Raw genomic sequence first — 22,630 nt, forward strand, 5'->3', positions numbered from 1 at the left:
AGTAGTCACGGACACGCGAATGTGGCTGTTCAACCACTTCATTGTCAGGCTTGGGCAAGCCATCGAATACGCGTTTCCACTCCTCACTTACCAGATCGGGATCACTTAGATACAGTTCGTAGAGGTCCTCTACATACGTTGCATTGGCGCCAGCCAAGTGTGAAGACTCGAGCCATGCCTTCATCACGCCGTTGTGCATATTTTCCCTTAACCAGTAGTTTTCACGTTTGCTTCGGTCTGCGCCGAGCTAATAAGAGCCGGTCACGACATTATGACCGGCAATTTTATTATCCATTAAACCGAGCGGTTCACGAGCATGGTCTTAATGTGACCAATCGCTTTCGTCGGATTTAACCCTTTCGGACAAACACTTACACAGTTCATGATGCCGTGGCAACGGAAAACGCTAAATGCGTCATCAAGATTTGATAAGCGTTCATCTGTTGCCGTATCGCGGCTGTCAATCAGCCAACGGTAAGCGGCAAGTAGGCCCGCTGGGCCGATGAATTTATCAGGATTCCACCAGAAAGACGGACAGGATGTCGTACAACATGCACACATAATACATTCGTACAATCCATCCAAATGAGCACGTTCATCAGGAGATTGTAGGTTCTCTCTTGATGGGGGAAGTGCGCCGTCGTCAATCAAGAATGGCTTAACTTTCGCATAGTTATCATAGAACTGCGTCATGTCAACGATTAGATCACGCACGACAGGCAATCCCGGCAGTGGACGGATGACAATCTTGTCACCTTGCAATGCCGATAGTGGTGTAATGCAGGCTAATCCGTTTTTACCATTCATGTTCAGACCGTCAGATCCACAGACACCTTCACGGCATGAACGGCGAAATGCAATCGTAGGATCTTGCTCTTTCAGCAGAATCAGAGCATCCAACACCATCATGTCAGAGCCTTCGTCGACCTCTAGAGTGTAGTCCTTCATATAAGGTTTGCTGTCTACATCTGGGTTGTAGCGGTACAAAGAGAAGTTTAGTTTCATGATTCAATCCTCCCTTAGTATGTACGTACTTTCGGCGGGAATGCTTCACGATGAACGGGTGTCATGTTGACATCACGCTTGGTCATCGCTTCGGTTTCCGGGTTATAAATTGAATGACATAGCCAGTTGTTATCATCACGCTCAGGGAAGTCAAAACGGGCATGCGCTCCACGGCTTTCCGTACGATAGTTCGCTGCAACGGCAGTAGAGAACGCCGTTTCCATGAGGTTGTCTAGCTCTAAACATTCGATACGCTGGGTGTTGAACTCAGAAGATTTGTCCGCAAGGTGTGCGTCTTTTAAACGCTCACGAATGACTTTAAGCTCTTCGAGACCCGTTGCCATCGCGTCGCCTTCACGGAAGACAGAGAAGCTGTTTTGCATACACGTTTGCAAATCTTTGCGGATCTGAACTGGGTCTTCACCACCTTTACTGTTCTCCCAACGCATAGTGCGCGCCAGTGACGCTTCGATGTCAGACTCTGTCGCTGGGCGTGCTTCTGCTTGAGCCGCCAAAGTCTCGCCAAGGTGTAGACCCGTCGCTCGACCAAAGACCACCAAATCAAGCAGCGAGTTACCCCCGAGACGGTTAGCACCGTGCACAGATACAGAGGCAATTTCACCACAAGCAAACAGACCTTGAACTTCAACATCGCTGCCATCTGCCAGCTGTTTGATCGCTTGACCGGACACTTGAGTTGGTACGCCACCCATCATGTAATGACAGGTCGGGATAACAGGGATAGGCTCTTTAACCGGATCGACGTGAGCAAAGGTTCTAGAAAGCTCACAAATGCCTGGTAGACGCGATTCAAGCACATCTTTACCCAAGTGATCCAACTTGAGTTTGATGTGTGGACCCCATGGACCGTCACAACCGCGACCTTCACGAATCTCAATCATCATTGAGCGCGCGACCACGTCACGACCTGCCAAGTCTTTCGCATTCGGCGCATAGCGCTCCATAAAGCGCTCGCCATCTTTATTAAGAAGATAACCACCTTCACCGCGACAACCTTCTGTAACCAGAACACCCGCGCCGGCAATACCAGTTGGGTGGAACTGCCACATTTCCATGTCTTGCATTGGCACACCAGCACGAAGCGCCATACCCACACCATCACCTGTGTTGATGTGTGCGTTAGTCGTTGAGGCATAAATACGCCCCGCACCACCTGTCGCAAGTACCGTAGCTTTGGATTTGAAGTAACAGATTTCACCCGTTTCCATGCAAATAGCGGTACAACCCATGATGGCGCCGTCTTGGTTTTTCACCAAATCAAGCGCGTACCACTCAGAGAAAATGGTGGTTTTGTGTTTGACGTTTTGCTGATACAGCGTGTGCAATAACGCGTGGCCCGTACGGTCAGCGGCAGCAGCAGTACGAGCGGCTTGTTCGCCACCAAACTCTTTCGACTGACCGCCGAAAGGACGTTGGTAAATGCTGCCATTGTCGAAACGAGAGAATGGCAGACCCATTTTCTCTAGTTCGATGACAGACTCTGGTCCGTTTTTACACATGTACTCAATGGCGTTTTGGTCGCCAATATAATCCGACCCTTTAACGGTGTCGTACATGTGCCATTGCCAATCGTCTTTATGCGAGTTACCGAGCGCAACGGTAATACCGCCTTGCGCTGATACAGTATGAGAACGAGTTGGGAAGACTTTGGACAGCAAAGCACACGTCAGGCCTTGCTCTGAAATTTGCAGTGCAGCACGCATACCTGCACCACCAGCGCCGATTACTACGGCATCAAATTCACGAACTGGAATAGACACTTACGCACCCCACAATACAAATAGACCAGAGAAGAAATAACCCAATAGAATCGCGATCACACCCAACTGAAGCGCACCACGTAACTTGGCGCATTTGATGTAATCGGTCAGCACCTGCCACAAACCAATCCAACCGTGGATTAGGACAGACACGAGGGCGAGCATGGTGAATACTTTCGTAAACGTACCACCAAAGAACTGAGTCCAGGATATGTAAGAGATATCGGTGAAGGCACAAAAGCTCACCAGATAAATCGTATAGAGTGTCATGATGATGGCCGTAGCACGAATGAGTAAGAAATCGTGCACACCGTTACGACCAAAGGATGAGATGTGTTTTACCATACCATTACCCCCGCAAGTAGAGACAACACGGCTGTTGCTGCGAATGCAACCTTAGCGCTCATCGCGCCAGATTCCAGCTCTTCGAAATGACCCAGATCCATCAACAGGTGACGAATACCACCTGCAATGTGATAGGCCAATGCCGTCAGAATGCCCCATAAGATGAACTTCACGAAGAAGCCATCGACGATGTCAGCAGCTTGCGCATAACCGACAGGGGATGATAAGGAAATGTTTAATAACCAAAGTAAAATCCCGACCGCGACAAACGTAATCACACCAGAGACCCGGTGTAAAATCGATGCGATTGCTGTGATCGGAAAGCGAATGGTCTGCAAATCTAAATTAACAGGTCTTGACTTTCTTTCTTTCACGGGCTTGCTCACTCAGCTCCATTGAGCATTTATTGTTATGGATGAAATTTGGTTGCAAACCCACAAAAGTTAACATTTATCCAACATCCACCAGGTAATATACCCCCACTGAATTGTAAAATATTTGTTAACAACAAGAATCGAAACGTCACCTCACATTTGTTTCAAGCCTTGAATTTATTAGGTTTACACCAAAATTTACAGCGTCACTATACGGCTCGCAACATTCTAATACAATTGATGTAACAATTTTTGCTACACAGAACAGATTTTTAACCTTACAGCTTCAAAAAATCAAAACAAGTGCACACATCAGAGTAGAAGAATTGACTTTAATACGGAAGACACGTACAAAAATGTCACACAAACATCCTGGATGGATTAATAATAAACAAAGGAGATTGTTATGGCAGATAAGAAAGCGACCCTTCATGTCGAAGGTCAAGCGCCGATCGAGCTGCCAATTATGGAAGGTGCCCTAGGTACTCCTGTAATTGACGTTCGTAAACTTGGAGCAAATGGATTCTTTACTTTTGACCCGGGTTTTCTTGCCACTGCATCTTGTGAATCTCAAATCACCTACATCGACGGCGGCAAAGGTATTCTTTTGCACCGCGGTTACCCCATTGATCAGTTAGCTAACAACGCTGATTATTTAGAAGTGTGTTACATACTTCTTTATGGTGAAGCCCCAACACGTGAACAATATGAGCAATTCAAAAAGACAGTAACCCGTCATACGATGGTTCATGAGCAAATCGCTAGCTTCTTCCACGGCTTTAGACGTGATGCTCACCCAATGGCCGTCATGTGTGGTGTAGTCGGCGCTCTTGCCGCCTTCTACCACGACTCACTCGACATCAACAACGACGTACATCGCGAAATCACAGCGTATCGTCTACTTTCGAAAATGCCAACATTGGCGGCCATGTGTTACAAATACTCGATTGGCCAGCCATTCATTTATCCACGCAACGATCTCAGCTACGCAGAGAACTTCCTACACATGATGTTTGCAAACCCTTGCGAAGAGTACGAAGTGAACCCTGTTGTCGCCCGTGCGATGGATAAGATCTTTACTCTGCACGCTGACCACGAACAAAACGCGTCAACCTCGACAGTACGTCTTGCTGGTTCTTCTGGCGCGAACCCGTTTGCTTGTATCGCGGCAGGCATCGCCTCATTGTGGGGCCCTGCACATGGCGGCGCGAATGAAGCGTGTTTGAAGATGCTCGAAGAGATCGGCAGCGTCGACAACATCCCAGAATACATTGAACGCGCGAAAGACAAAGATGACCCATTCCGCCTGATGGGCTTTGGTCACCGTGTGTACAAAAACTACGACCCACGTGCAACCGTGATGCGTGAAACTTGTCACGACGTACTTAAAGAACTCAACATTCAAGACCCATTGCTTGATGTCGCGATGGAGCTAGAACGTATTGCGCTATCCGATGAGTACTTCGTTTCGAAGAAACTGTACCCGAACGTCGATTTCTACTCAGGCATCATTCTTAAAGCGATTGGCATTCCTGTCTCGATGTTTACCGTTATCTTTGCGCTTTCTCGTACTATTGGTTGGATCGCACACTGGAACGAAATGCACAGCGACCCACTCAACCGTATCGGCCGACCACGTCAGCTCTACACTGGTGAAGTGCAACGCGACTTTCAGCCTATTCATGAACGTGAATAGCCTGTCATAACAAACACAAAGGGTTGAGATCGTCTCAACCCTTTTTTGTTTTTTTTTGAGTATTCGCGTCCAGTTATACTGGATTATCGATGTCGATAAATTCAACCTCTAAGCCGTGTTGCGCGGCTAACCACTCCCCTAGAGCTTTCACCCCATATCGCTCAGTCGCATGGTGACCCGCGCTAAAATAGTGAATACCCCGCTCTCGCGCTGTGTACGTCGTTCGCTCTGAAATCTCACCAGAAATAAACGCATCCAGACCTTGGTTGGCAGCCAGCTCAATGAAATCCTGACCACCTCCGGTACACCAGCCAATGGTTTCAATCACACTGTCGCCGCTTTCAGGCAGAATATGCAGTGGCGGGCGATTGAGTGCTGCATCAATCTTGTGTGCTAACTCAGCGCCTGTCATAGGACGCCTTAAACGACCAAACATGGCGACGGATTGAGGGTGCCCTTCCAGTCCACCTTCTACATCGATATCCAGTAACTTGGCAAGCTCAGCGTTGTTACCAAGCTCCGGATGGATATCAAGAGGTAAGTGGTAACCGTACAAATTGATGTCATTTTTGATCAAGGTTCGAATGCGCTTTCCTTTCATCCCTCGAATGGGTTCTGGCTCACCTTTCCAAAAATAACCATGATGGACGAGTAGCGCCTGCGCGCCTCGCTCGACCGCTTGCTCAATCAAGGCTTGCGATGCGGTGACGCCCGTCACGACCTTAGTGATCTCAGCTGCGCCTTCCACTTGTAAGCCATTCGGTGCGTAGTCTTTAATTTGCTCTGGCGATAACTTTTGATTGAGGATTGCTTCGAGTTGTAAGTGATTCATGACCACATTCCACATTATCGGTTGTTTGCTTAGCGGCCAGTGTATGTCAAGCTAGTCCGCAGTGACAACCAAGCCCTAAAGAAAGATGACACGATTCACCCGATTCTATCAATGGCTGACCGCAACGCCGCCCTTGTTTGAGCTTACCCCGCCGTTTTGCTCACTCACGACCCTCTATCCTGCCCCTTTGGACTCGCAGCCCTATACTGGCAACGCACGTTTGGGGTTCGTCTATCAATATTTGGTGACTCAAGCCTTAAACAACAGCAAGCGCTATGACGTCGTGTTGGATGAGTTACAAATTCAAAGCCCAGAGGGAAGAACCTTGGGCGCGATTGATTTGATAGTTTATGACCACCAAGCCTCTCAACATCAGCACTGGGAGCTGGCCATTAAGTTTTACTTACTCCACAACGGTCGATGGTATGGGCCCAATGCACACGATCAACTGGATAAAAAACTCGACAGAATGCTCAATCACCAACTATTGATGAGCCAAACGGCGGCATTTGTGGAGCAATACCCACAGTATCAAACACTGGAGAGTAAGTTGTTACTTCAGGGCCGCCTCTACATCAATCCATTTCAACCAGAAACCATTCCTAGCCACTGCCTAGGTTATGCGCTTAACCCAAGTCAAATCAGTGGCTACTGGTGCTATGCAAGCCAATGGGAACAGATCAATAAGCCACTGTTCGCTTTGGATAAGCATCAATGGGCGGTGGGCAACGGCGAGGAGGGAGAGGTAGTGACGCTCGACTCAGAACGATTTGTCCATGCACAAACGCAAGACGGAGAGTTTTGGTTTATTGTTCCTGATACTTGGCCAAACTGACGTCAAAAACAGAGTGACTATGACGCTCACAACCTGATAGCAAGTCGCTAAGTGAAAGATAACATTGGATATCATGTGGCAGGTAATAAAGCAGCACAAATAAAAAAGGCTACCCGAAAGTAGCCTAGTTTGGTGTCTCCTGTGACTTAAAACGAGAGCGTCGCTATTATAGCCCTGCGTCAGCAAACACTTGATTCACGATCTGCTGTGCTTCCGCTTCAATCTGCTTAAGATGCTCAGCCCCTTTGAAACTCTCACAGTAAATTTTGTAGATGTCTTCCGTACCGGATGGACGAGCCGCGAACCAACCGTTATCGGTCGTGACTTTTAGACCGCCAATGGCCGCACCATTACCTGGCGCATGCGTCAAGCGAGCAGTGATAGGATCGCCCGCCAAGGTTTGCGCACTGACCATTTCCGCAGATAGCTTTTTCAACACGTCTTTCTGTGGCCCATTTGCGACCGCTTGAATTCGGTTGTATTGAGACTCGCCATGCTTTGCCGCCAACTCTTCGTAGTACTGCTGTGGATTCTTGCCGGTGACGGCAGTGATCTCAGCGGCAAGCAAACACAAGATGATGCCATCTTTATCTGTTGACCAAGGAGTCCCATCTTTACGTAAGAATGACGCGCCAGCACTCTCTTCACCGCCAAAGCCAAACTTACCTTCATACAGGCCATCCACAAACCATTTGAAACCGACAGGTACTTCACACAGCTCACGTCCTAAATCCGCCACAACACGGTCAATCAAGGCACTTGAGACCAAGGTCTTGCCCACGGCGACATCTTGTTCCCATCCTTCACGATGACGGTATAGGTAATCAATGCAGACAGCCAGGAAGTGGTTAGGATTCATAAGTCCTTTTGGCGTCACAATGCCGTGACGATCGTAGTCTGGGTCGTTGCCAAACGCGAGATCATATTGATCTTTCAGTGCGAGCAGCCCCGCCATAGCGTACGGCGATGAGCAGTCCATACGAACCACACCGTCTTTGTCTAACGACATAAACTGGAACGAGGGATCTATCGCTTCGCTAACTAAAGTGAGGTTAAGGTTGTAAGTGGATGCGATTTGACGCCAGTAATCAATACCACTGCCACCGAGTGGATCAACGCCGAGGGTCAAATTCGCTTTTTGAATCGCTTCCATGTCAATCACATTGACTAGGTCGTCCACATACGGTTTCACCAAGTCGACTTCAGAAAACAGTTCAGAGGTTTTCGCTTCTGCCAACGGCATGCGCTTCACGCCTTGTAAACCCTCTGCGATCAGCACGTTCGCGCGATCCTGAATGGCTTTGGTTAGGGCATCTTCTGCTGGGCCGCCATGCGTCGGGTTGTACTTAATTCCGCCATCTTGCGGTGGGTTGTGAGAAGGCGTGATCACAATACCGTCCGCTTTTTGCTCATGCTGGAGGTTGTAACTCAATATCGCATGAGAGACACCAGGCGTCGGCGTGTAGCCGTTGTCTTGCTGCGCAATCACCTTGATGCCATTGGCAACAAGCACTTCAACCACCGTTGAGAACGCTGGCTCTGACAACGCGTGTGTGTCCTTACCGACAAACAATGGCCCTGTGGTGCCTTTCTCGGCACGCACTTCTGCGATGGCTTGGGCAATCGCCAAAATATGATGCTCGTTAAACGTAGATTTGTCTGCACTACCACGATGGCCTGACGTACCGAACTCCACTTTATGATCTGGGTTGCTCGCTTCAGGTTGAAGTAAAAAGTAGTTTGCCACTAAGGCAGGGATATTATGCAGATCTTGCTGCTGAGCCTTTTGTCCCGCTCTCGGGTGCATAGCCATGTCGACATCCTTTCTTAAATTGGGAAGAAAACAAAAAACCTCATAATACTTGAAGTTATTCGTGCATTATGAGGTTTAAATCCGATTTCTTTGACGGTGATTACAAGTTTCTAAATCGAGTTAATCACTTTCTCAATCAGATCGGCGGGGAAATTCATGCGAGCCATCAATTGCTCAACCATTTGGCGTTTACGGCTCGTGTTGTTGTTGGTGATCACCCAAAATGGCGTGCCAGGAATCGCTTTAGGCTTGGTCGTATTGCCACTTTCTAACAAGGTCGCTTCATTGTCAGCGAAATAGACACGTTTACGACCTTTCACTTGTGTTGCTTCTGAAAAACCAGTTGGGTCGATTCGATGAAGAGTAGAGAGTACTAGCATAAAGCGGTCAATCGCTTTCTTCAGCCCTGCAAACTCATCGGAAATCAGCAGTGAGCGCATCGCTTTGACGCTATCCACACGCTCTTCAAACACAGCGTCTTTACTGACAACCACGCCTTTCTTTGCTGTGGGCGTTGTTGCGAGCGACTCCGTTTGCTGGCGGTCAGCGTTTAGTAAACGACGGAGAATATCAGAAGCACTCTCCCCAATATGCTGGGTCTGACTTGCGATGTAACGGTATAGATCCTCATCAACCTCAATTGTTTTCATTCGCTTTTCACAATCTCTATGTTTAAACTCTGGGGGATTATAGCGAGATCTTCGCGCAGACTCTACGTTAAACCCACACGAATAAACAAAAAACGAAGTTTTAAAATGTCACCATTGCTCAACTACAAACTTGAAGGACAAGGACCCACCGTTGTTCTGCTTCATGGCTTATTTGGTAACTTGGACAATCTCGGTTTACTGGCGCGCGATCTGCGTGAAGACCACCAAGTGCTAAGTGTTGATCTTAGAAATCATGGCCAATCTTTTCACAGCGACGAACACAATTACGATGTATTGGCCAGTGATGTCCTGCGTTTGCTCGATCATTTGAGCATTGAAACTGCAGTCGTCGTGGGGCACTCGATGGGCGGTAAAGTCGCCATGGCGCTGGCCGGATTGGCCCCAACTCGAGTACATAAGCTGATCGTGCTCGACATGGCGCCTGTGCAATATACCCAAGCAAGACATGATAATGTCTTTAAAGGCCTAGAAGCCGTACTCGCAGATCGGCCACAATCTCGTCAGCAAGCCCTATCCCTTCTAGCGCAGCACATTGACATCGATGGCGTCAGGCAGTTTCTGAGCAAGTCGCTGTATAAAGAAGGCGATCATCTCGCGTGGCGCTTCAACGTAACGAGCCTAAAAAACAATTACTGGGATATTTTAGGCTGGCAGTCGTTATCCCCAGTAGATGTCCCGACCCTCTTTCTCAAAGGAGGCGAATCGGATTACCTTACCGCCGAGCATCAACCAGCGGTTCAGGCGCAATTTCGCCACGCTAAAGCACACGTTATTGCCAATACAGGTCATTGGTTGCACGCAGAAAAGCCCGCTGAAGTATTGCGCGCGATTCGCAAGTTTATTGGCTAGCCATCGAATACGCGTTCAATCTCTCCTGACCGTTAACTTTACGAGTTAACAATGGTATAGTGCAGCGCAAGTAATTTGGCATAAGGGATTCCATGCTTTACGACTATATGAACATGCTTGAGTCGATAGGTCTCGACTTGCTTTTTGCGTCTATCTTTTTTCTCATCGGTATGGCGATAAAAGATGTACTCAAAGCGGGAAATGTCCCACCATTTGGTCGTCGAATTGTATGGTTAGTCCTATTCCTGGGCTGCGCTGGCTTTATTGCCAAAGGCATCATTCAGCTTAGCTGGGAAGGTGGTGGTCTGGGGTAACAGGCCAAACGCGGTTCGCCATTTGGCCCGCCACAACACGTAAAAGTAAAGGTAACGAATCTATGGCAAGTGTAGGTATCTTCTTTGGTAGCGACACAGGTAACACTGAAGCTGTTGCGAAGATGATTCAAAAGCAACTGGGTAAACAACTGGTTCACGTTCAAGATATTGCCAAAAGCAGTAAAGAAGACATTGATAGCTTCGATCTTCTGCTTTTGGGTATTCCTACTTGGTACTACGGTGAAGCACAATGTGACTGGGATGACTTTTTCCCAGAGCTAGAGCAAATCGATTTCTCGACCAAGTTAGTTGCGTTATTTGGTTGTGGCGATCAAGAAGATTACGCAGAGTACTTCTGCGACGCCATGGGCACAGTACGTGATATCGTTGAAGCAAAAGGCGGTACGATTCTCGGTTACACCTCAACCGATGGTTACGAGTTTGAAGCATCAAAAGCCCTAGTTGAGGGTGACGATAGCCAATTTGTCGGTTTGTGTATCGACGAAGATCGCCAACCAGAATTGACTGAAGACCGCGTTAACAACTGGTGTAAGCAAATCCATGAAGAGATGTGCTTAGCTGAGTTGGAAGACTAAGCTGACCTTTTAAAAAAACCTCCATCTTTGGAGGTTTTTTTGTACTTAATCCAGTCTGTTATGCCGATTGAGGCGCCTGTTCCTCATCCCTAAACTTCGGTTTTTTACGTACATACAACTTACGTTGTACTTCAGATACCACCATACCGTTGCTGTCTTTTACATGCGTAATGAACTCTGGAAAGCACTTGTCGCCCCCTGCGGTTTGAGTGAGGATATCATCAAGCATCTGCTGAGAGATCAAGAAATCGGCGTGCAAGTCACTTTGTCCCGGCTTGATGAAGTTGATGCTCGCTTCTTTGTCCCACACGTAATATTGCTTGCCCAAAATCCCCATCAGCATTAATGAATAGACGGGATCGGTCAGGGAAAAAATGCTGCCCCCATATTGGGTACGATTGGCGTTCTTGTTCCACCAGCGTAACTTGAGCTTCATCTTCACCTCACGAAAGTCTTCACTGATCGACACAATACGAATCCCAGCCCCCCAAAACGGTGGCCAGATATTAAGGGCAAACTTCACAACACTGGGTTTATAGATCTTTTCAAGTAGCGTAGACATCCGTGAAATCCTAAACTGATTACATTGCCAAAATGTTAACAAATTGTAACTCATTAGACCAGTACTATAAGTGACCGCTCGCTAGTTTATGATAAAACATGAGTAACCCTTTGAGATTCGGGTTTATTGTTATTAACGAGTACCCTATAATGATTGGAATATTGGATTCTGTTTAATGCCGCAGAACATCAACAGGAAAGTATATGTCAGATAACAACCAAGCGCTGAAGGATGCCGGTCTTAAAGTCACTCTTCCGCGACTCAAAATTTTAGAAGTATTACAGCAACCAGACTGCGCGCACATCAGTGCTGAAGATTTGTACAAGAAACTCATCGATCTGGGTGAAGAAATCGGTCTGGCTACTGTTTACCGCGTTTTAAACCAATTTGATGATGCTGGCATTGTGACCCGTCACCACTTTGAAGGTGGAAAATCAGTCTTCGAACTGAGCACTCAACACCATCACGACCACTTAGTGTGTCTAGACTGTGGTGAAGTGATTGAATTTTCAGACGAAATCATCGAAGAGCGTCAACGAGAGATCGCCTCTCTGTACAATGTCCAGCTGACCAACCACAGCTTGTACCTATACGGTAAGTGTGGCGATGGCAGTTGTAAAGACAACCCTGACGCGCACAAACCTAAAAAGTAACAGTAGATCAGTGCTAAAGCTAACTAGGCACTGTCTCTTTTCTGCTGATAAAAAAATGCCAGTCATCAAGACTGGCATTTTTTTATCGCTCACTGGCGACTCTAATAGGATTCGTTGCGCTTACTGAGCTTCAATCTTAGCCCAAGTATCACGCAATCCAACGGTGCGGTTAAAGACCAACGCCTCAGGCTTAGAGTCTTTCGCGTCCGCGCAGAAATAGCCCATACGCTCGAACTGGTAACCTTTCTCCGCTTCAGCGTTGGCTAGGCTTGGCTCAACAAACCCATTCATCACTATCAGTGAATCAGGATTGATCGTCTCAGCAAAGTTGTCCGCTGCGGCTGGATTTGGCACAGTAAACAAGCGATCGTAAAGGCGAATTTCAGCCGGTAAGCCTTTATCTGCTGAGACCCAATGAATCACACCTTTCACTTTACGGCCATCCTCAGGATTTTTACCGAGTGTTTGATCGTCGTAGCTGCAGTAGATAGTGGTGATATTACCTTGCTCGTCTTTCTCGATACGCTCAGCCTTAATGACATAAGCACCGCGAAGACGCACTTCTTTACCAAGAACTAAACGCTTGTACTTTTTGTTGGCTTCTTCACGGAAGTCTTCACGCTCAATCCAAACCTCGCGAGTAAACGGCACTTCGCGCTCACCCATCTCAGGCTTGTTAGGGTGGTTGGCGACCGTTAATGTCTCTACGCGCTCTGCGTCAAAGTTCTCGATAATCACTTTAACAGGGTCTAGTACCGCCATCGCACGAGGTGCGTTTTCGTTCAGGTCATCGCGAATACAAGACTCAAGCGAGCTCATTTCGATCATGTTGTCTTGTTTGGTCACACCAATGCGCTTACAAAACTCACGAATGGAGCCCGGCGTGAATCCTCGGCGACGCAAACCAGAGATGGTTGGCATACGAGGATCATCCCAGCCGCTCACCAACTTCTCTGTCACTAGTTGACTTAGCTTACGCTTAGACATGACCGTGTATTCAAGATTCAGACGGCTGAACTCATACTGGTGTGGCTGACAGTCAATCGTGATGTTCTCTAGCACCCAGTCGTACAAACGTCGGTTGTCTTGGAACTCCAACGTACACAACGAATGAGTGATCCCTTCAAGGGCATCAGAGATACAGTGTGTGAAGTCGTACATTGGGTAAATGCACCACTTGTCACCGGTCTGGTGGTGAGTCGCGAATCGAACGCGGTAAAGCACAGGATCACGCATCACCATAAACGACGATGCCATGTCGATTTTGGCGCGTAGACAAGCCGTCCCCTCTTCAAAACCACCCGCACGCATTTTTTCAAATAGCGCGAGGTTCTCTTCAACACTGCGGTCACGATATGGGCTAGGTTTGCCCGGTTGAGTCAAGGTACCACGGTACTCACGAATCTGCTCAGGACTTAGCTCTTCAACATACGCTAAGCCTTTGTTAATTAATTCAACCGCGTACTCGTACAGCTTGTCAAAGTAGTTGGATGAGTAACAAACCTCACCATTCCACTCGAAGCCTAACCAGCTCACATCATTCTTAATCGACTCAACGTATTCGACGTCTTCTTTTTCTGGGTTCGTGTCATCAAAACGCAGATTACACTTGCCCTGATAGTCTTGAGCAATACCAAAGTTTAAGCAAATTGACTTAGCGTGACCAATATGAAGGTAGCCGTTTGGCTCCGGCGGAAAACGAGTATGCACGCTAGTGTGTTTACCATCCGCTAAATCTTTATTAATGATTTGGCGAATGAAATTCGATGGACGAGCTTCAGCTTCACTCATCTATAGCACCTCAATTGTTTTAGTATTGTTCAGAAAAAGTTCTCTAAAGGGAAAAGTCCTTTAGGGCATATAGCGGGTAATGATCCACAATTCTAAGCGGATACACAACAAGAACAGGTCTTTTCTTGAGAAATAATGAGTGTTGATAAACGATGTCCGATAAAGCGCGCAGTTTTCAACCAACATAGCCCGGCCCAAACGAGATTTTGGGCCGCAAAAGAAAGAGCCTCCCAATGGGGAGGCTCCGTTTTAATCATCTTCAGACACGATTAAGAAGGCAGTTGTACTGGCGTCAAATCTTCATCGGCTGGAATGTTTTTCATTTCGCCGGCAATGATTTCCGCTAGTGGCCCAAGGATAACTTGAAGGTTGTTCGCGCCAAGTTTAACCACACCCATTGCACCTAGGCTCTTCAACACTTTCTCATCAACAATGCTGGTATCTTTGATAGTCAGACGTAGACGAGTGATACAAGCGTCGATGTTAGTTAGGTTCTCATGGCCACCTAGCGCTTTTAGGTACTGTTTAGCCAACTCAGATGAGTTCTCAGAACCTGAAACTTCAGTAGCTTCGTCGTCTTCACGACCTGGCGTTTTTAGACCAAACTTCAGAATAACGGTACGGAACACTGCGTAGTAGAGACCGAAGAACACAAGACCTTGTACAATCAGCATGTACCACTTAACCGCCAGTGGGTTACGCGTTGATAGTACCATATCCACGAGACCTGCTGAGAAGCCGAAGCCTGCAATCCACTCCATTGATGCAGCGATGTAAACAGAGATACCTGTTAGCAACGCGTGCAATACGTACAGTAGCGGAGCTAGGAACATGAATGAGAACTCTAGAGGCTCAGTCACACCAGTAAAGAAAGAAGCAAAGCCTGCTGCGATCATGATAGACGCGACTTTTTCTTTGTTCTTCGCTTTAGACGTGTGGTAAATCGCTAGCGCTGCACCAGGTAGACCAAACATCATGATTGGGAAGAAGCCCGCTTGGTACATACCCGTTACACCTGGGATTGCTGTACCTTCAGCGATGGATTTCGCACCACCTAGGAAGTTAGGAATATCGTTGATGCCCGCCACGTCGAACCAGAATACTGAGTTCAATGCGTGGTGTAGACCGACAGGGATAAGTAGACGGTTAAAGAATGCGTAGATACCAGCACCGACTTCGCCCAGACCTTGGATACCTTCACCAAAGCTCACTAGACCGCCGTATACTGATGGCCATACGTACATCAATACGAACGATAGGAAGATACCTGCGAACGATGTCATGATAGGTACAAGACGCTTACCGGAGAAGAACGCGAGCGCTTTGTGCAGCTCAACATGTGAGAAGCGGTTGTAGATTTCAGCCGAAATAATACCCACTAGGATACCCACGAACTGGTTTTGAATACGACCGAATGCCGCAGGGACTTCGCTTGCATCAATACCTTGGATTTGAGCAACGGCACCTGGAGAAAGCAGTTTCGTCACTACGTACATCATGACGAGACCAGCCAGAGCAGCCGCACCGTCTTTGTCTTTAGATAAACCGTAAGCCACGCCCACAGCAAATAGCCATGACATATTATCGATAATAGCGGCGCCAGCCTGAATCAAGAAACCAGCAAGTGCGCTGTTTGCGCCCCAACCGTTTGGATCGATCCAGTATCCAACACCCATGAGTATTGCTGCAGCAGGTAGCGTGGCGACAGGCACCATTAACGCTTTACCTACTTTTTGGAAATAACCAAGAATATTCACCTTAAGTTCCCCCTATAGGATTTTTAATTGGTCGAGTAACTTTTTTTAGTTGCTCAATTTAGTCCTTGTCAGTTTATGATATTAATTTTGCTCCGCAAATTAAAAGCTCATCATTTGTGATCATAATCACCAGATACAGGGGTGTTTCGAGGTTTTTGCTAGCCAGATCATAAAACTTATTTTACAATGCAAATAAATGAGATTTATCGGCTAGTATCAGTGCATAAGTCAGAGGCAGAAACATAGTAAAAACTCATGGATAACATGATGTTATTACGACATTTAAAGAGAAAGACAAACAGAAACTCGCCCTGACACTGTCTTAGGACAGAATTCAAAACTGAACCAAGTCAGCGTAAAATGACGCTTCGGCTGGTAAAGATATTTCGCGATCTAATTGAAGTTTCAAATAAAGTTGTCGGATCAATTCATTGCTCTTCAGTTTGATCTATAAAAGAATGAGAAATGTGACCCTAACTCGTTGACGGGTCTATACCTATAAGGATTTGCTGACCATGTATGCGCTAACCAACTGCAAACTCTACACCGGCAGTGACGTTCTAACGAACCACGCTGTGATTGTGAACCAAGGGCTCATTGAGGCAGTTTGCCCCGAAGACGCTCTGCCACAGACGATCAAAACCATCGACCTAAAAGGCGCAAACGTCAGTCCAGGTTTTATCGATCTGCAACTGAACGGGTGTGGTGGCGTGATGCTGAATGACGAAATCACAGCGCAGACTATGCAAATCATGCATCAAGCCAATTTAAAATCGGGCTGCACCAGTTACCTGCCGACTCTGATTACCTCTTCCGATGAAGACATGCGCGCCGCCGTCGCGGCGGCTCGCGAGTATCACGCTCAATATCAAAACCAATCTCTCGGTCTTCACCTTGAAGGGCCTTATCTCAACGTAGCGAAAAAAGGCATTCATAGTGTCGACTATATTCGCCCTTCCGATGACAGCATGATTGACTTTATGTGTGACAACGCCGACGTCATCGCTAAAGTCACACTCGCGCCAGAGCACAATGACGCCGCTCATATTGAACGCCTAAGTGCAGCAGGCATCGTGGTCTCGATTGGTCACACCAATGCCACCTATGCACAAGCTCGTCAAAGCTTCGATTCAGGGGTGACGTTTGCCACTCACCTCTTTAATGCCATGACCCCAATGGTCGGCCGAGAGCCAGGGGTGGTCGGTGCGATTTATGACACGCCAGAAGTTTACGCGGGCATCATTGCAGACGGTTTCCACGTCGATTACGCCAACATCCGAATTGCGCACAAAATTAAGGGTGAAAAATTAGTATTAGTGACCGATGCCACAGCTCCTGCAGGCGCTGACATGGATTACTTTATTTTTGTAGGTAAGAAAGTATATTACCGGGATGGCAAGTGTGTAGATGAACATGGCACACTAGGCGGTTCAGCCTTAACCATGATTGAAGCAGTTCAAAACACGGTTGAGCACGTCGGTATCGCTCTGGACGAAGCCCTTCGCATGGCAACCCTTTACCCTGCGAAAGCAATCGGTGTAGACAATAAACTGGGTCGAATTAAAAAAGGCTTAGTGGCAAACCTCACCGTATTCGACCGCGACTTCAACGTCCAGGCGACGGTAGTAAACGGACAATACGAGCAGAATTGAGAATGAATGGCGGACAAATAGGTAACGTAGATCTAGTAAAGCAGCTCAACAGCGCAGCAGTGTATCGGCTGATTGACCAACAAGGGCCAATATCTCGCATCCAGGTGGCCGATGTCAGTCAGCTCGCGCCCGCCAGTGTTACCAAAATCACCCGCCAACTCTTAGAACGTGGTTTGATTAAAGAAGTCGCTCAGCAAGCCTCAACCGGAGGACGCCGTGCGATTTCTCTTACCACAGAAGTGGAGCCCTTCCACTCTGTGGCTGTCCGTATCGGTCGAGACTATTTGCAGTTTAGCCTCTATGATCTCGGTGCTAAAGAGCTCGCAAGCGATTATCAAGAGTTTTATTACACCACCCAAGACGAACTGGCAGAAGGCTTGGAGTCTCAACTTAAAGCCTTTATTCAAAGTCAGCAAAGCCACATCAATCAGTTGATCGCCATCGGTATATCCTTGCCCGGTCTAGTCAATCCTGAAACCGGTGTGGTCGAGTACATGCCGAATATTTCGATCAACAACTTTACCCTAGCAGAGATGATTCGTGATCGTTTCCACGTCGAATGCTTTGTAGGTAACGATGTGAGAGGGATGGCGCTGGCGGAACACTACTTTGGCGCCAGCCAAGATTGCCAAGACTCAATTTTAGTCAGCGTACACAGAGGAACGGGCGCGGGCATCATCGTCAATGGACAAGTGTTCCTTGGCTTCAACCGCAACGTTGGCGAAATTGGCCACATCCAAATCGATCCTCTCGGGGAGCAGTGCCAATGCGGGAACTTTGGCTGCCTCGAAACGGTGGCGGCAAACCCTGCCATTGTCGAGCGCGTCAACAAACTCATCAAACAAGGGTATGAGTCGACCTTAACCACACTCGACAGCATCACTATTGCGGATGTCTGTGAACACGCCAACTTAGGCGATGAGCTGGCGAAACAGAGCTTGGTTCGAGTCGGCAACCAGTTAGGTAAAGCGATCGCCATTACGATTAACTTGTTTAACCCGCAAAAAATCGTGATTGCCGGTCAAATCACCCAGTGTGAAGAGATCCTCTTCCCAGCCATTCGCCGCAATGTTGAAAATCAATCCCTCACGACCTTCCATAAAGATTTGCCTATCGTGGCGTCACAGATTGATAAGCAACCGACATTAGGCGCCTTTTCAATGATCAAGCGTGCTATGCTGAACGGTGTTTTGTTACAAAAATTGTTAGAAGATTAACGTCTTATCACTTGAAGTTAGATAGAATACCGGGCTACTAGACGTAGCCCGTTTTTATAGGATTATTTACACCGCTATGGAACTCGTACTGATCTCCGCCGCGTTTCTCGCCGGCTTTCTCGCGCTCAAGTGTAACCTGCCTCCCTTGGTAGGCTTTCTGCTGGCTGGTTTTGGCCTGCACGCCTTGGGGTTTGAATCGAATGACACCTTGGTGCTGCTGGCCGACCTGGGTGTCACGCTTCTGCTGTTTACCATCGGACTTAAGCTCGACATCAAAACCTTACTCTCCAAAGAAATTTGGGCCGGCGCGACACTGCACAACCTTTTGTCTACCGCGATTTTTTCTGTTGCGCTTTTTTGCTTTAAGTTTCTTGGGATCAGTTCACTGGCGAGCATGGAAGTGGAGCAAATTGTTCTGCTGAGCTTTGCACTCTCCTTCTCAAGTACCGTATTTGCAGTGAAATCATTGCAAGAGAAAGGGGAAATGAACGCGACCTATGGCACCTTGGCCATCGGTATGTTGATCATGCAAGATATCTTTGCCGTGGTGTTTCTCACCGCTTCAACCGGCAAGCTGCCTGAATGGTATGCCGTAGCACTGTTTGCCTTACCGCTGCTTCGCCCCCTATTCTATAAGGTTCTAGACTGGGTTGGCCACGGCGAAATGCTGGTTCTGTTCGGCATCTTCTTTGCGCTAGTGGTGGGTGCGGGGCTGTTCGAACTGGTGGGCATGAAGCCTGATTTAGGGGCGTTGATCTTGGGGATGCTACTGGCAGGTCATGCCAAAGCGTCTGAGTTAGCAAAGTCCCTATTTAACCTCAAAGAGCTGTTTTTGGTCTGCTTTTTCCTCAACATTGGTCTGTCTGAGCAGCCAACACTAGCCGGGTTTGCTCTAGCTATCCTCTTCTTGCTGTTGCTGCCGTTAAAAGGCGCGCTCTATTTCATTATCATCAACGCCTTTAAATTCCGCGTCCGCACCTCTCTACTCGCCTCGCTCTGTTTGTTTAACTTCAGTGAATTCGGCCTTATCGTCGGCGGCCTTGCATTTAAAATGGGTTGGATGAGCGGCGATATCCTGGTAGCGCTTGCCCTTGCGGTCTCGATCTCTTTTGTGATTGCGGCACCTATCAACCGCTACGGCCATGCCCTCTATCAACGCTCAAGCCGCTGGCTCAAGGAGCACGCCGCAGAATCGCTGCATAGTCGAGACCAACGTATTAACCCGGGCCATGCTCAAGTGCTGATTTTAGGCATGGGTCGAATTGGCACCGGTGCCTATGATGAGATTCGAGCTCGTTACGGCAAGATCAGTCTGGGTATCGAGGTGCGTGAAGATGCCGCTCGCCAGCACAAAGCGCAAGGGCGTAACGTGATCGCCGGAGACGCAACCGACCCCGATTTTTGGGAGCGTATTTTAGACACCACCAACGTCAAACTCGTGCTGCTGGCAATGCCGCATCACCAAGGAAATCAGATCGCGCTGCAACAGTTGCAACAACGCCACTTTAAAGGGCAGATCGCGGCAATTGCCGAGTATTCAGATCAATTGGATGCTCTCGTTGAGCAAGGCGTCGATGCCGCCTTTAACATATACAATGAAGCAGGTAGCGGTTTTGCGCGCCATGTGTGTGAGCAGCTAAAACCGCAATTTAGCTCTATCCGCTAGCACGCTTGCTCGTCAAGGTGACAGGCTACCTCTCGAGGTAGCCTTTTTCATTTTGAACAAAAAACAGGCAAAACCTAGATCTCATTTACAATAACCACCATTTAATTAGACATTTTTTAACAGCAAAGCCTCTTTGATATTTTTTTTATCAATCTTGGTTGCATTTTTTAATCAGAATGGCAAATTGAGGTTAACAGATTAAACGAAATTCAAAGGGAAGTAGTATGTGTTCGATTTTTGGTATTTTAGATATAAAAAGTGATGCGTCCGCTTTGCGCCCTGTGGCGTTGGAAATGTCTAAAAAGCTGCGCCATCGTGGCCCAGACTGGTCCGGTATCTACTCATCAGATAACGCGATCCTCGCGCATGAGCGCTTAGCAATTGTCGGTCTGAATAGTGGGGCACAACCGCTCTACAGCCCAGATAAAAAACACATCCTTGCCGTCAATGGTGAAATCTACAACCACAAAGAAATTCGTGCTCGTTACGAAGGCAAATACGATTTTCAAACCGACTCTGACTGTGAAGTTATCCTCGCTCTTTACCAAGACATGGGAGCGGACCTACTGGAAGAGCTAAACGGTATTTTTGCTTTCGTTCTTTATGATGAAGAGAAAGATCAATACTTAGTTGGCCGAGATCACATCGGTATTATCCCGCTTTACCAAGGCTACGATGAGCACGGCAACTATTACGTTGCATCGGAAATGAAAGCCTTGGTGCCTGTTTGTCGCACCGTGAGTGAATTCCCACCGGGCAGTTACTACGGCAGCAGCGATGCAGAGCCTCAACGCTACTACATCCGTGATTGGAATGAATTTGCTGCCGTTGAAAACAACACCACCAGCAAAGAAGAGCTCACAGAAGCGCTAGAAGCCGCGGTTAAACGTCAGCTCATGACCGACGTGCCTTATGGCGTACTTTTGTCCGGAGGGCTAGATTCGTCCATCACTTCCGCCGTGGCGAAACGTTTTGCCGCGATGCGTATTGAAGATGATGAGCAGTCTGAAGCTTGGTGGCCGCAACTGCACTCGTTTGCGGTCGGATTAGAAGGTGCGCCTGACCTCAAGGCAGCTCGTGAAGTGGCAGAGCAAATTGGGACCGTTCACCATGAGATGACCTACACCATCCAAGAAGGGCTTGATGCGATTCGTGATGTGATTTACCACATTGAGACCTACGATGTGACGACTATACGTGCGTCAACCCCGATGTTCTTAATGGGACGTAAGATCAAAGCGATGGGAATTAAAATGGTGCTCTCGGGCGAAGGTGCCGATGAGATTTTCGGCGGATACCTGTACTTCCATAAAGCACCGAACGCGAAAGAGTTCCATGAGGAGACTGTGCGTAAGTTGCTGGCACTCAACATGTTTGATTGTGCTCGCGCAAACAAGTCCCTTGCGGCTTGGGGGGTGGAAGGTCGCGTGCCATTCTTGGACAAAGAGTTTATCGATGTCGCGATGCGTCTCAACCCGAAAGATAAAATGTGTGGTAACGGTAAGATGGAAAAACACATCTTGCGTGAGTGCTTCGAACACTACTTGCCAGAATCAATTGCATGGCGTCAGAAAGAGCAGTTCTCGGATGGCGTGGGTTACAGCTGGATCGATACGCTAAAAGCGGTAGCGGAAGAGAAAGTCACAGATCAGCAGATGGAAACCGCTGCGTTCCGTTTCCCGTACAACACGCCAACCACCAAAGAAGGCTACGTCTATCGCGAAATCTTTGAAGAGTTGTTCCCACTTCCTTCAGCAGCCGAGTGTGTACCTGGTGGTCCATCGGTGGCGTGTTCATCGGCAAAAGCGATTGAATGGGATGAGTCGTTCAAAAACTTCGCAGACCCATCAGGTCGCGCAGTGAAAAGTGTGCACAACGAAGCTTACTAAATCACGCTAGAGCGCTAATGACATCCTAGTGACAAAAAGGCTCCCCAGTGAAACTGGGGAGCCTTTTTTACCAATCGAACTCACTAAACTGGACATCTTGCTGACTAAACATCGAAATCTTGGTTGCCCACACTCACTTCGACGGTTTGATTGAGAAGCTTGACCAATATAATCGATCGTAGCTCCCCATCTGATTCTTTAAAGATGGCCTCAACCCCAGCAAACGGGCCCGTTAACACCGACACAGGCTGCCCAGCTTTAGGGATCCCTTGGTTGTCTTGTGGCTGCATCGATTCCATCGACTTTAACCCTTCAATCAAATCTGGTGAAAC

Annotated in this window: 21 protein-coding genes and 1 pseudogene; 10 read left to right on the top strand and 12 right to left on the bottom strand. The window is 47.8% G+C overall.

The genetic code is table 11. The features are described 5' to 3' along the window. From AC6R0R_RS08775 to sdhC, 5 genes are all read right to left on the bottom strand, one after another. Nucleotides 1-199 (bottom strand): 2-oxoglutarate dehydrogenase E1 subunit family protein (locus tag AC6R0R_RS08775; RefSeq protein WP_500626421.1); only part of this gene is annotated, 199 nt, incomplete at its 3' end. Between the two features lie 95 nt (nucleotides 200-294). Next, nucleotides 295-1,005: a succinate dehydrogenase iron-sulfur subunit gene (locus AC6R0R_RS08780; RefSeq protein WP_334555202.1), complete on the bottom strand. Its 711-nt coding sequence runs from the start codon at nucleotides 1,003-1,005 to the stop codon at nucleotides 295-297. 14 nt (nucleotides 1,006-1,019) lie between these two features. Further along, the gene (gene sdhA / locus AC6R0R_RS08785; protein WP_334555201.1) at nucleotides 1,020-2,786 is read right to left on the bottom strand and encodes a succinate dehydrogenase flavoprotein subunit; all 1,767 of its coding nucleotides are present in this window, start codon (nucleotides 2,784-2,786) and stop codon (nucleotides 1,020-1,022) included. Then, complete coding sequence (gene sdhD, locus AC6R0R_RS08790; RefSeq protein ID WP_334555200.1) at nucleotides 2,787-3,131, bottom strand: succinate dehydrogenase, hydrophobic membrane anchor protein; 345 nt, start codon at nucleotides 3,129-3,131, stop codon at nucleotides 2,787-2,789. Continuing rightward, nucleotides 3,125-3,517, bottom strand: coding sequence for a succinate dehydrogenase cytochrome b556 subunit (gene sdhC / locus AC6R0R_RS08795; protein ID WP_334555199.1), 393 nt, complete (start codon nucleotides 3,515-3,517; stop codon nucleotides 3,125-3,127). The genes sdhD and sdhC overlap by 7 nt, the downstream gene beginning before the upstream one ends. A gap of 394 nt (nucleotides 3,518-3,911) precedes the next feature. Here sdhC and AC6R0R_RS08800 point away from each other — a divergent pair, with 394 nt between their 5' ends. Then, nucleotides 3,912-5,201, top strand: a complete 1,290-nt coding sequence (locus AC6R0R_RS08800; protein WP_487903180.1) for a citrate synthase — start codon at nucleotides 3,912-3,914, stop codon at nucleotides 5,199-5,201. A gap of 73 nt (nucleotides 5,202-5,274) precedes the next feature. On the opposite strand, the gene AC6R0R_RS08805 is transcribed toward AC6R0R_RS08800, so the two are convergent. After that, complete coding sequence (locus tag AC6R0R_RS08805) at nucleotides 5,275-6,033, bottom strand: Nif3-like dinuclear metal center hexameric protein (RefSeq protein ID WP_487903179.1); 759 nt, start codon at nucleotides 6,031-6,033, stop codon at nucleotides 5,275-5,277. An 85-nt stretch (nucleotides 6,034-6,118) separates the two neighbouring features. On the opposite strand from AC6R0R_RS08805, the gene AC6R0R_RS08810 reads away from it, so the two are divergent. Beyond that, the gene (locus tag AC6R0R_RS08810; protein ID WP_500626422.1) at nucleotides 6,119-6,868 is read left to right on the top strand and encodes a DUF1853 family protein; all 750 of its coding nucleotides are present in this window, start codon (nucleotides 6,119-6,121) and stop codon (nucleotides 6,866-6,868) included. A 166-nt stretch (nucleotides 6,869-7,034) separates the two neighbouring features. On the opposite strand, the gene pgm is transcribed toward AC6R0R_RS08810, so the two are convergent. Both pgm and seqA read right to left on the bottom strand, forming a co-directional pair. Beyond that, entirely contained in the window at nucleotides 7,035-8,681 is a 1,647-nt protein-coding gene (gene pgm / locus AC6R0R_RS08815) for a phosphoglucomutase (alpha-D-glucose-1,6-bisphosphate-dependent) (protein ID WP_500626423.1), read from the bottom strand. Nucleotides 8,682-8,791: 110 nt separating this feature from the next. Continuing rightward, nucleotides 8,792-9,331: a replication initiation negative regulator SeqA gene (seqA, locus tag AC6R0R_RS08820; RefSeq protein ID WP_334555194.1), complete on the bottom strand. Its 540-nt coding sequence runs from the start codon at nucleotides 9,329-9,331 to the stop codon at nucleotides 8,792-8,794. A gap of 105 nt (nucleotides 9,332-9,436) precedes the next feature. On the opposite strand from seqA, the gene AC6R0R_RS08825 reads away from it, so the two are divergent. The 3 genes from AC6R0R_RS08825 to fldA all read left to right on the top strand — a co-directional run bounded on the left by AC6R0R_RS08825 (nucleotide 9,437) and on the right by fldA (nucleotide 11,111). Beyond that, nucleotides 9,437-10,201, top strand: a complete 765-nt coding sequence (locus tag AC6R0R_RS08825) for an alpha/beta fold hydrolase (protein ID WP_500626424.1) — start codon at nucleotides 9,437-9,439, stop codon at nucleotides 10,199-10,201. Between the two features lie 92 nt (nucleotides 10,202-10,293). Continuing rightward, nucleotides 10,294-10,515, top strand: coding sequence for a DUF2788 domain-containing protein (locus tag AC6R0R_RS08830; RefSeq protein ID WP_053440537.1), 222 nt, complete (start codon nucleotides 10,294-10,296; stop codon nucleotides 10,513-10,515). Between the two features lie 62 nt (nucleotides 10,516-10,577). Continuing rightward, entirely contained in the window at nucleotides 10,578-11,111 is a 534-nt protein-coding gene (gene fldA / locus AC6R0R_RS08835) for a flavodoxin FldA (RefSeq protein ID WP_500626425.1), read from the top strand. Between the two features lie 58 nt (nucleotides 11,112-11,169). On the opposite strand, the gene AC6R0R_RS08840 is transcribed toward fldA, so the two are convergent. Next, entirely contained in the window at nucleotides 11,170-11,673 is a 504-nt protein-coding gene (locus tag AC6R0R_RS08840; RefSeq protein WP_334555191.1) for a DUF4442 domain-containing protein, read from the bottom strand. 203 nt (nucleotides 11,674-11,876) lie between these two features. Between AC6R0R_RS08840 and fcrX the strand changes: the two genes are divergently transcribed. Next, on the top strand, nucleotides 11,877-12,326 hold the full coding sequence (gene fcrX / locus AC6R0R_RS08845) for a ferric iron uptake transcriptional regulator FcrX (protein WP_334555190.1): 450 nt from the start codon (nucleotides 11,877-11,879) through the stop codon (nucleotides 12,324-12,326). Between the two features lie 120 nt (nucleotides 12,327-12,446). Here the strand turns inward: fcrX and glnS are convergent, their stop codons facing one another. Both glnS and nagE read right to left on the bottom strand, forming a co-directional pair. Next, entirely contained in the window at nucleotides 12,447-14,117 is a 1,671-nt protein-coding gene (gene glnS, locus AC6R0R_RS08850; RefSeq protein WP_500626426.1) for a glutamine--tRNA ligase, read from the bottom strand. Between the two features lie 269 nt (nucleotides 14,118-14,386). After that, nucleotides 14,387-15,874: an N-acetylglucosamine-specific PTS transporter subunit IIBC gene (gene nagE / locus AC6R0R_RS08855; protein ID WP_500626427.1), complete on the bottom strand. Its 1,488-nt coding sequence runs from the start codon at nucleotides 15,872-15,874 to the stop codon at nucleotides 14,387-14,389. A 515-nt stretch (nucleotides 15,875-16,389) separates the two neighbouring features. On the opposite strand from nagE, the gene nagA reads away from it, so the two are divergent. From nagA to asnB, 4 genes are all read left to right on the top strand, one after another. Beyond that, a complete protein-coding gene (gene nagA / locus AC6R0R_RS08860; protein WP_500626428.1) occupies nucleotides 16,390-17,526 on the top strand; it encodes an N-acetylglucosamine-6-phosphate deacetylase in 1,137 nt (378 codons plus the stop codon). 2 nt (nucleotides 17,527-17,528) lie between these two features. After that, on the top strand, nucleotides 17,529-18,743 hold the full coding sequence (gene nagC / locus AC6R0R_RS08865) for a DNA-binding transcriptional regulator NagC (RefSeq protein WP_334555186.1): 1,215 nt from the start codon (nucleotides 17,529-17,531) through the stop codon (nucleotides 18,741-18,743). A gap of 76 nt (nucleotides 18,744-18,819) precedes the next feature. Further along, nucleotides 18,820-20,409, top strand: a complete 1,590-nt coding sequence (locus AC6R0R_RS08870; protein ID WP_500626429.1) for a cation:proton antiporter domain-containing protein — start codon at nucleotides 18,820-18,822, stop codon at nucleotides 20,407-20,409. Nucleotides 20,410-20,633: 224 nt separating this feature from the next. Then, nucleotides 20,634-22,298, top strand: coding sequence for an asparagine synthase B (asnB, locus tag AC6R0R_RS08875; RefSeq protein ID WP_487903170.1), 1,665 nt, complete (start codon nucleotides 20,634-20,636; stop codon nucleotides 22,296-22,298). A gap of 104 nt (nucleotides 22,299-22,402) precedes the next feature. Here the strand turns inward: asnB and AC6R0R_RS08880 are convergent. Beyond that, nucleotides 22,403-22,630 (bottom strand): annotated as a pseudogene (locus AC6R0R_RS08880) (transcription/translation regulatory transformer protein RfaH); the annotation flags it as partial.

This window comes from Vibrio sp. R12-SW3-ISO1, assembly GCF_059834005.1.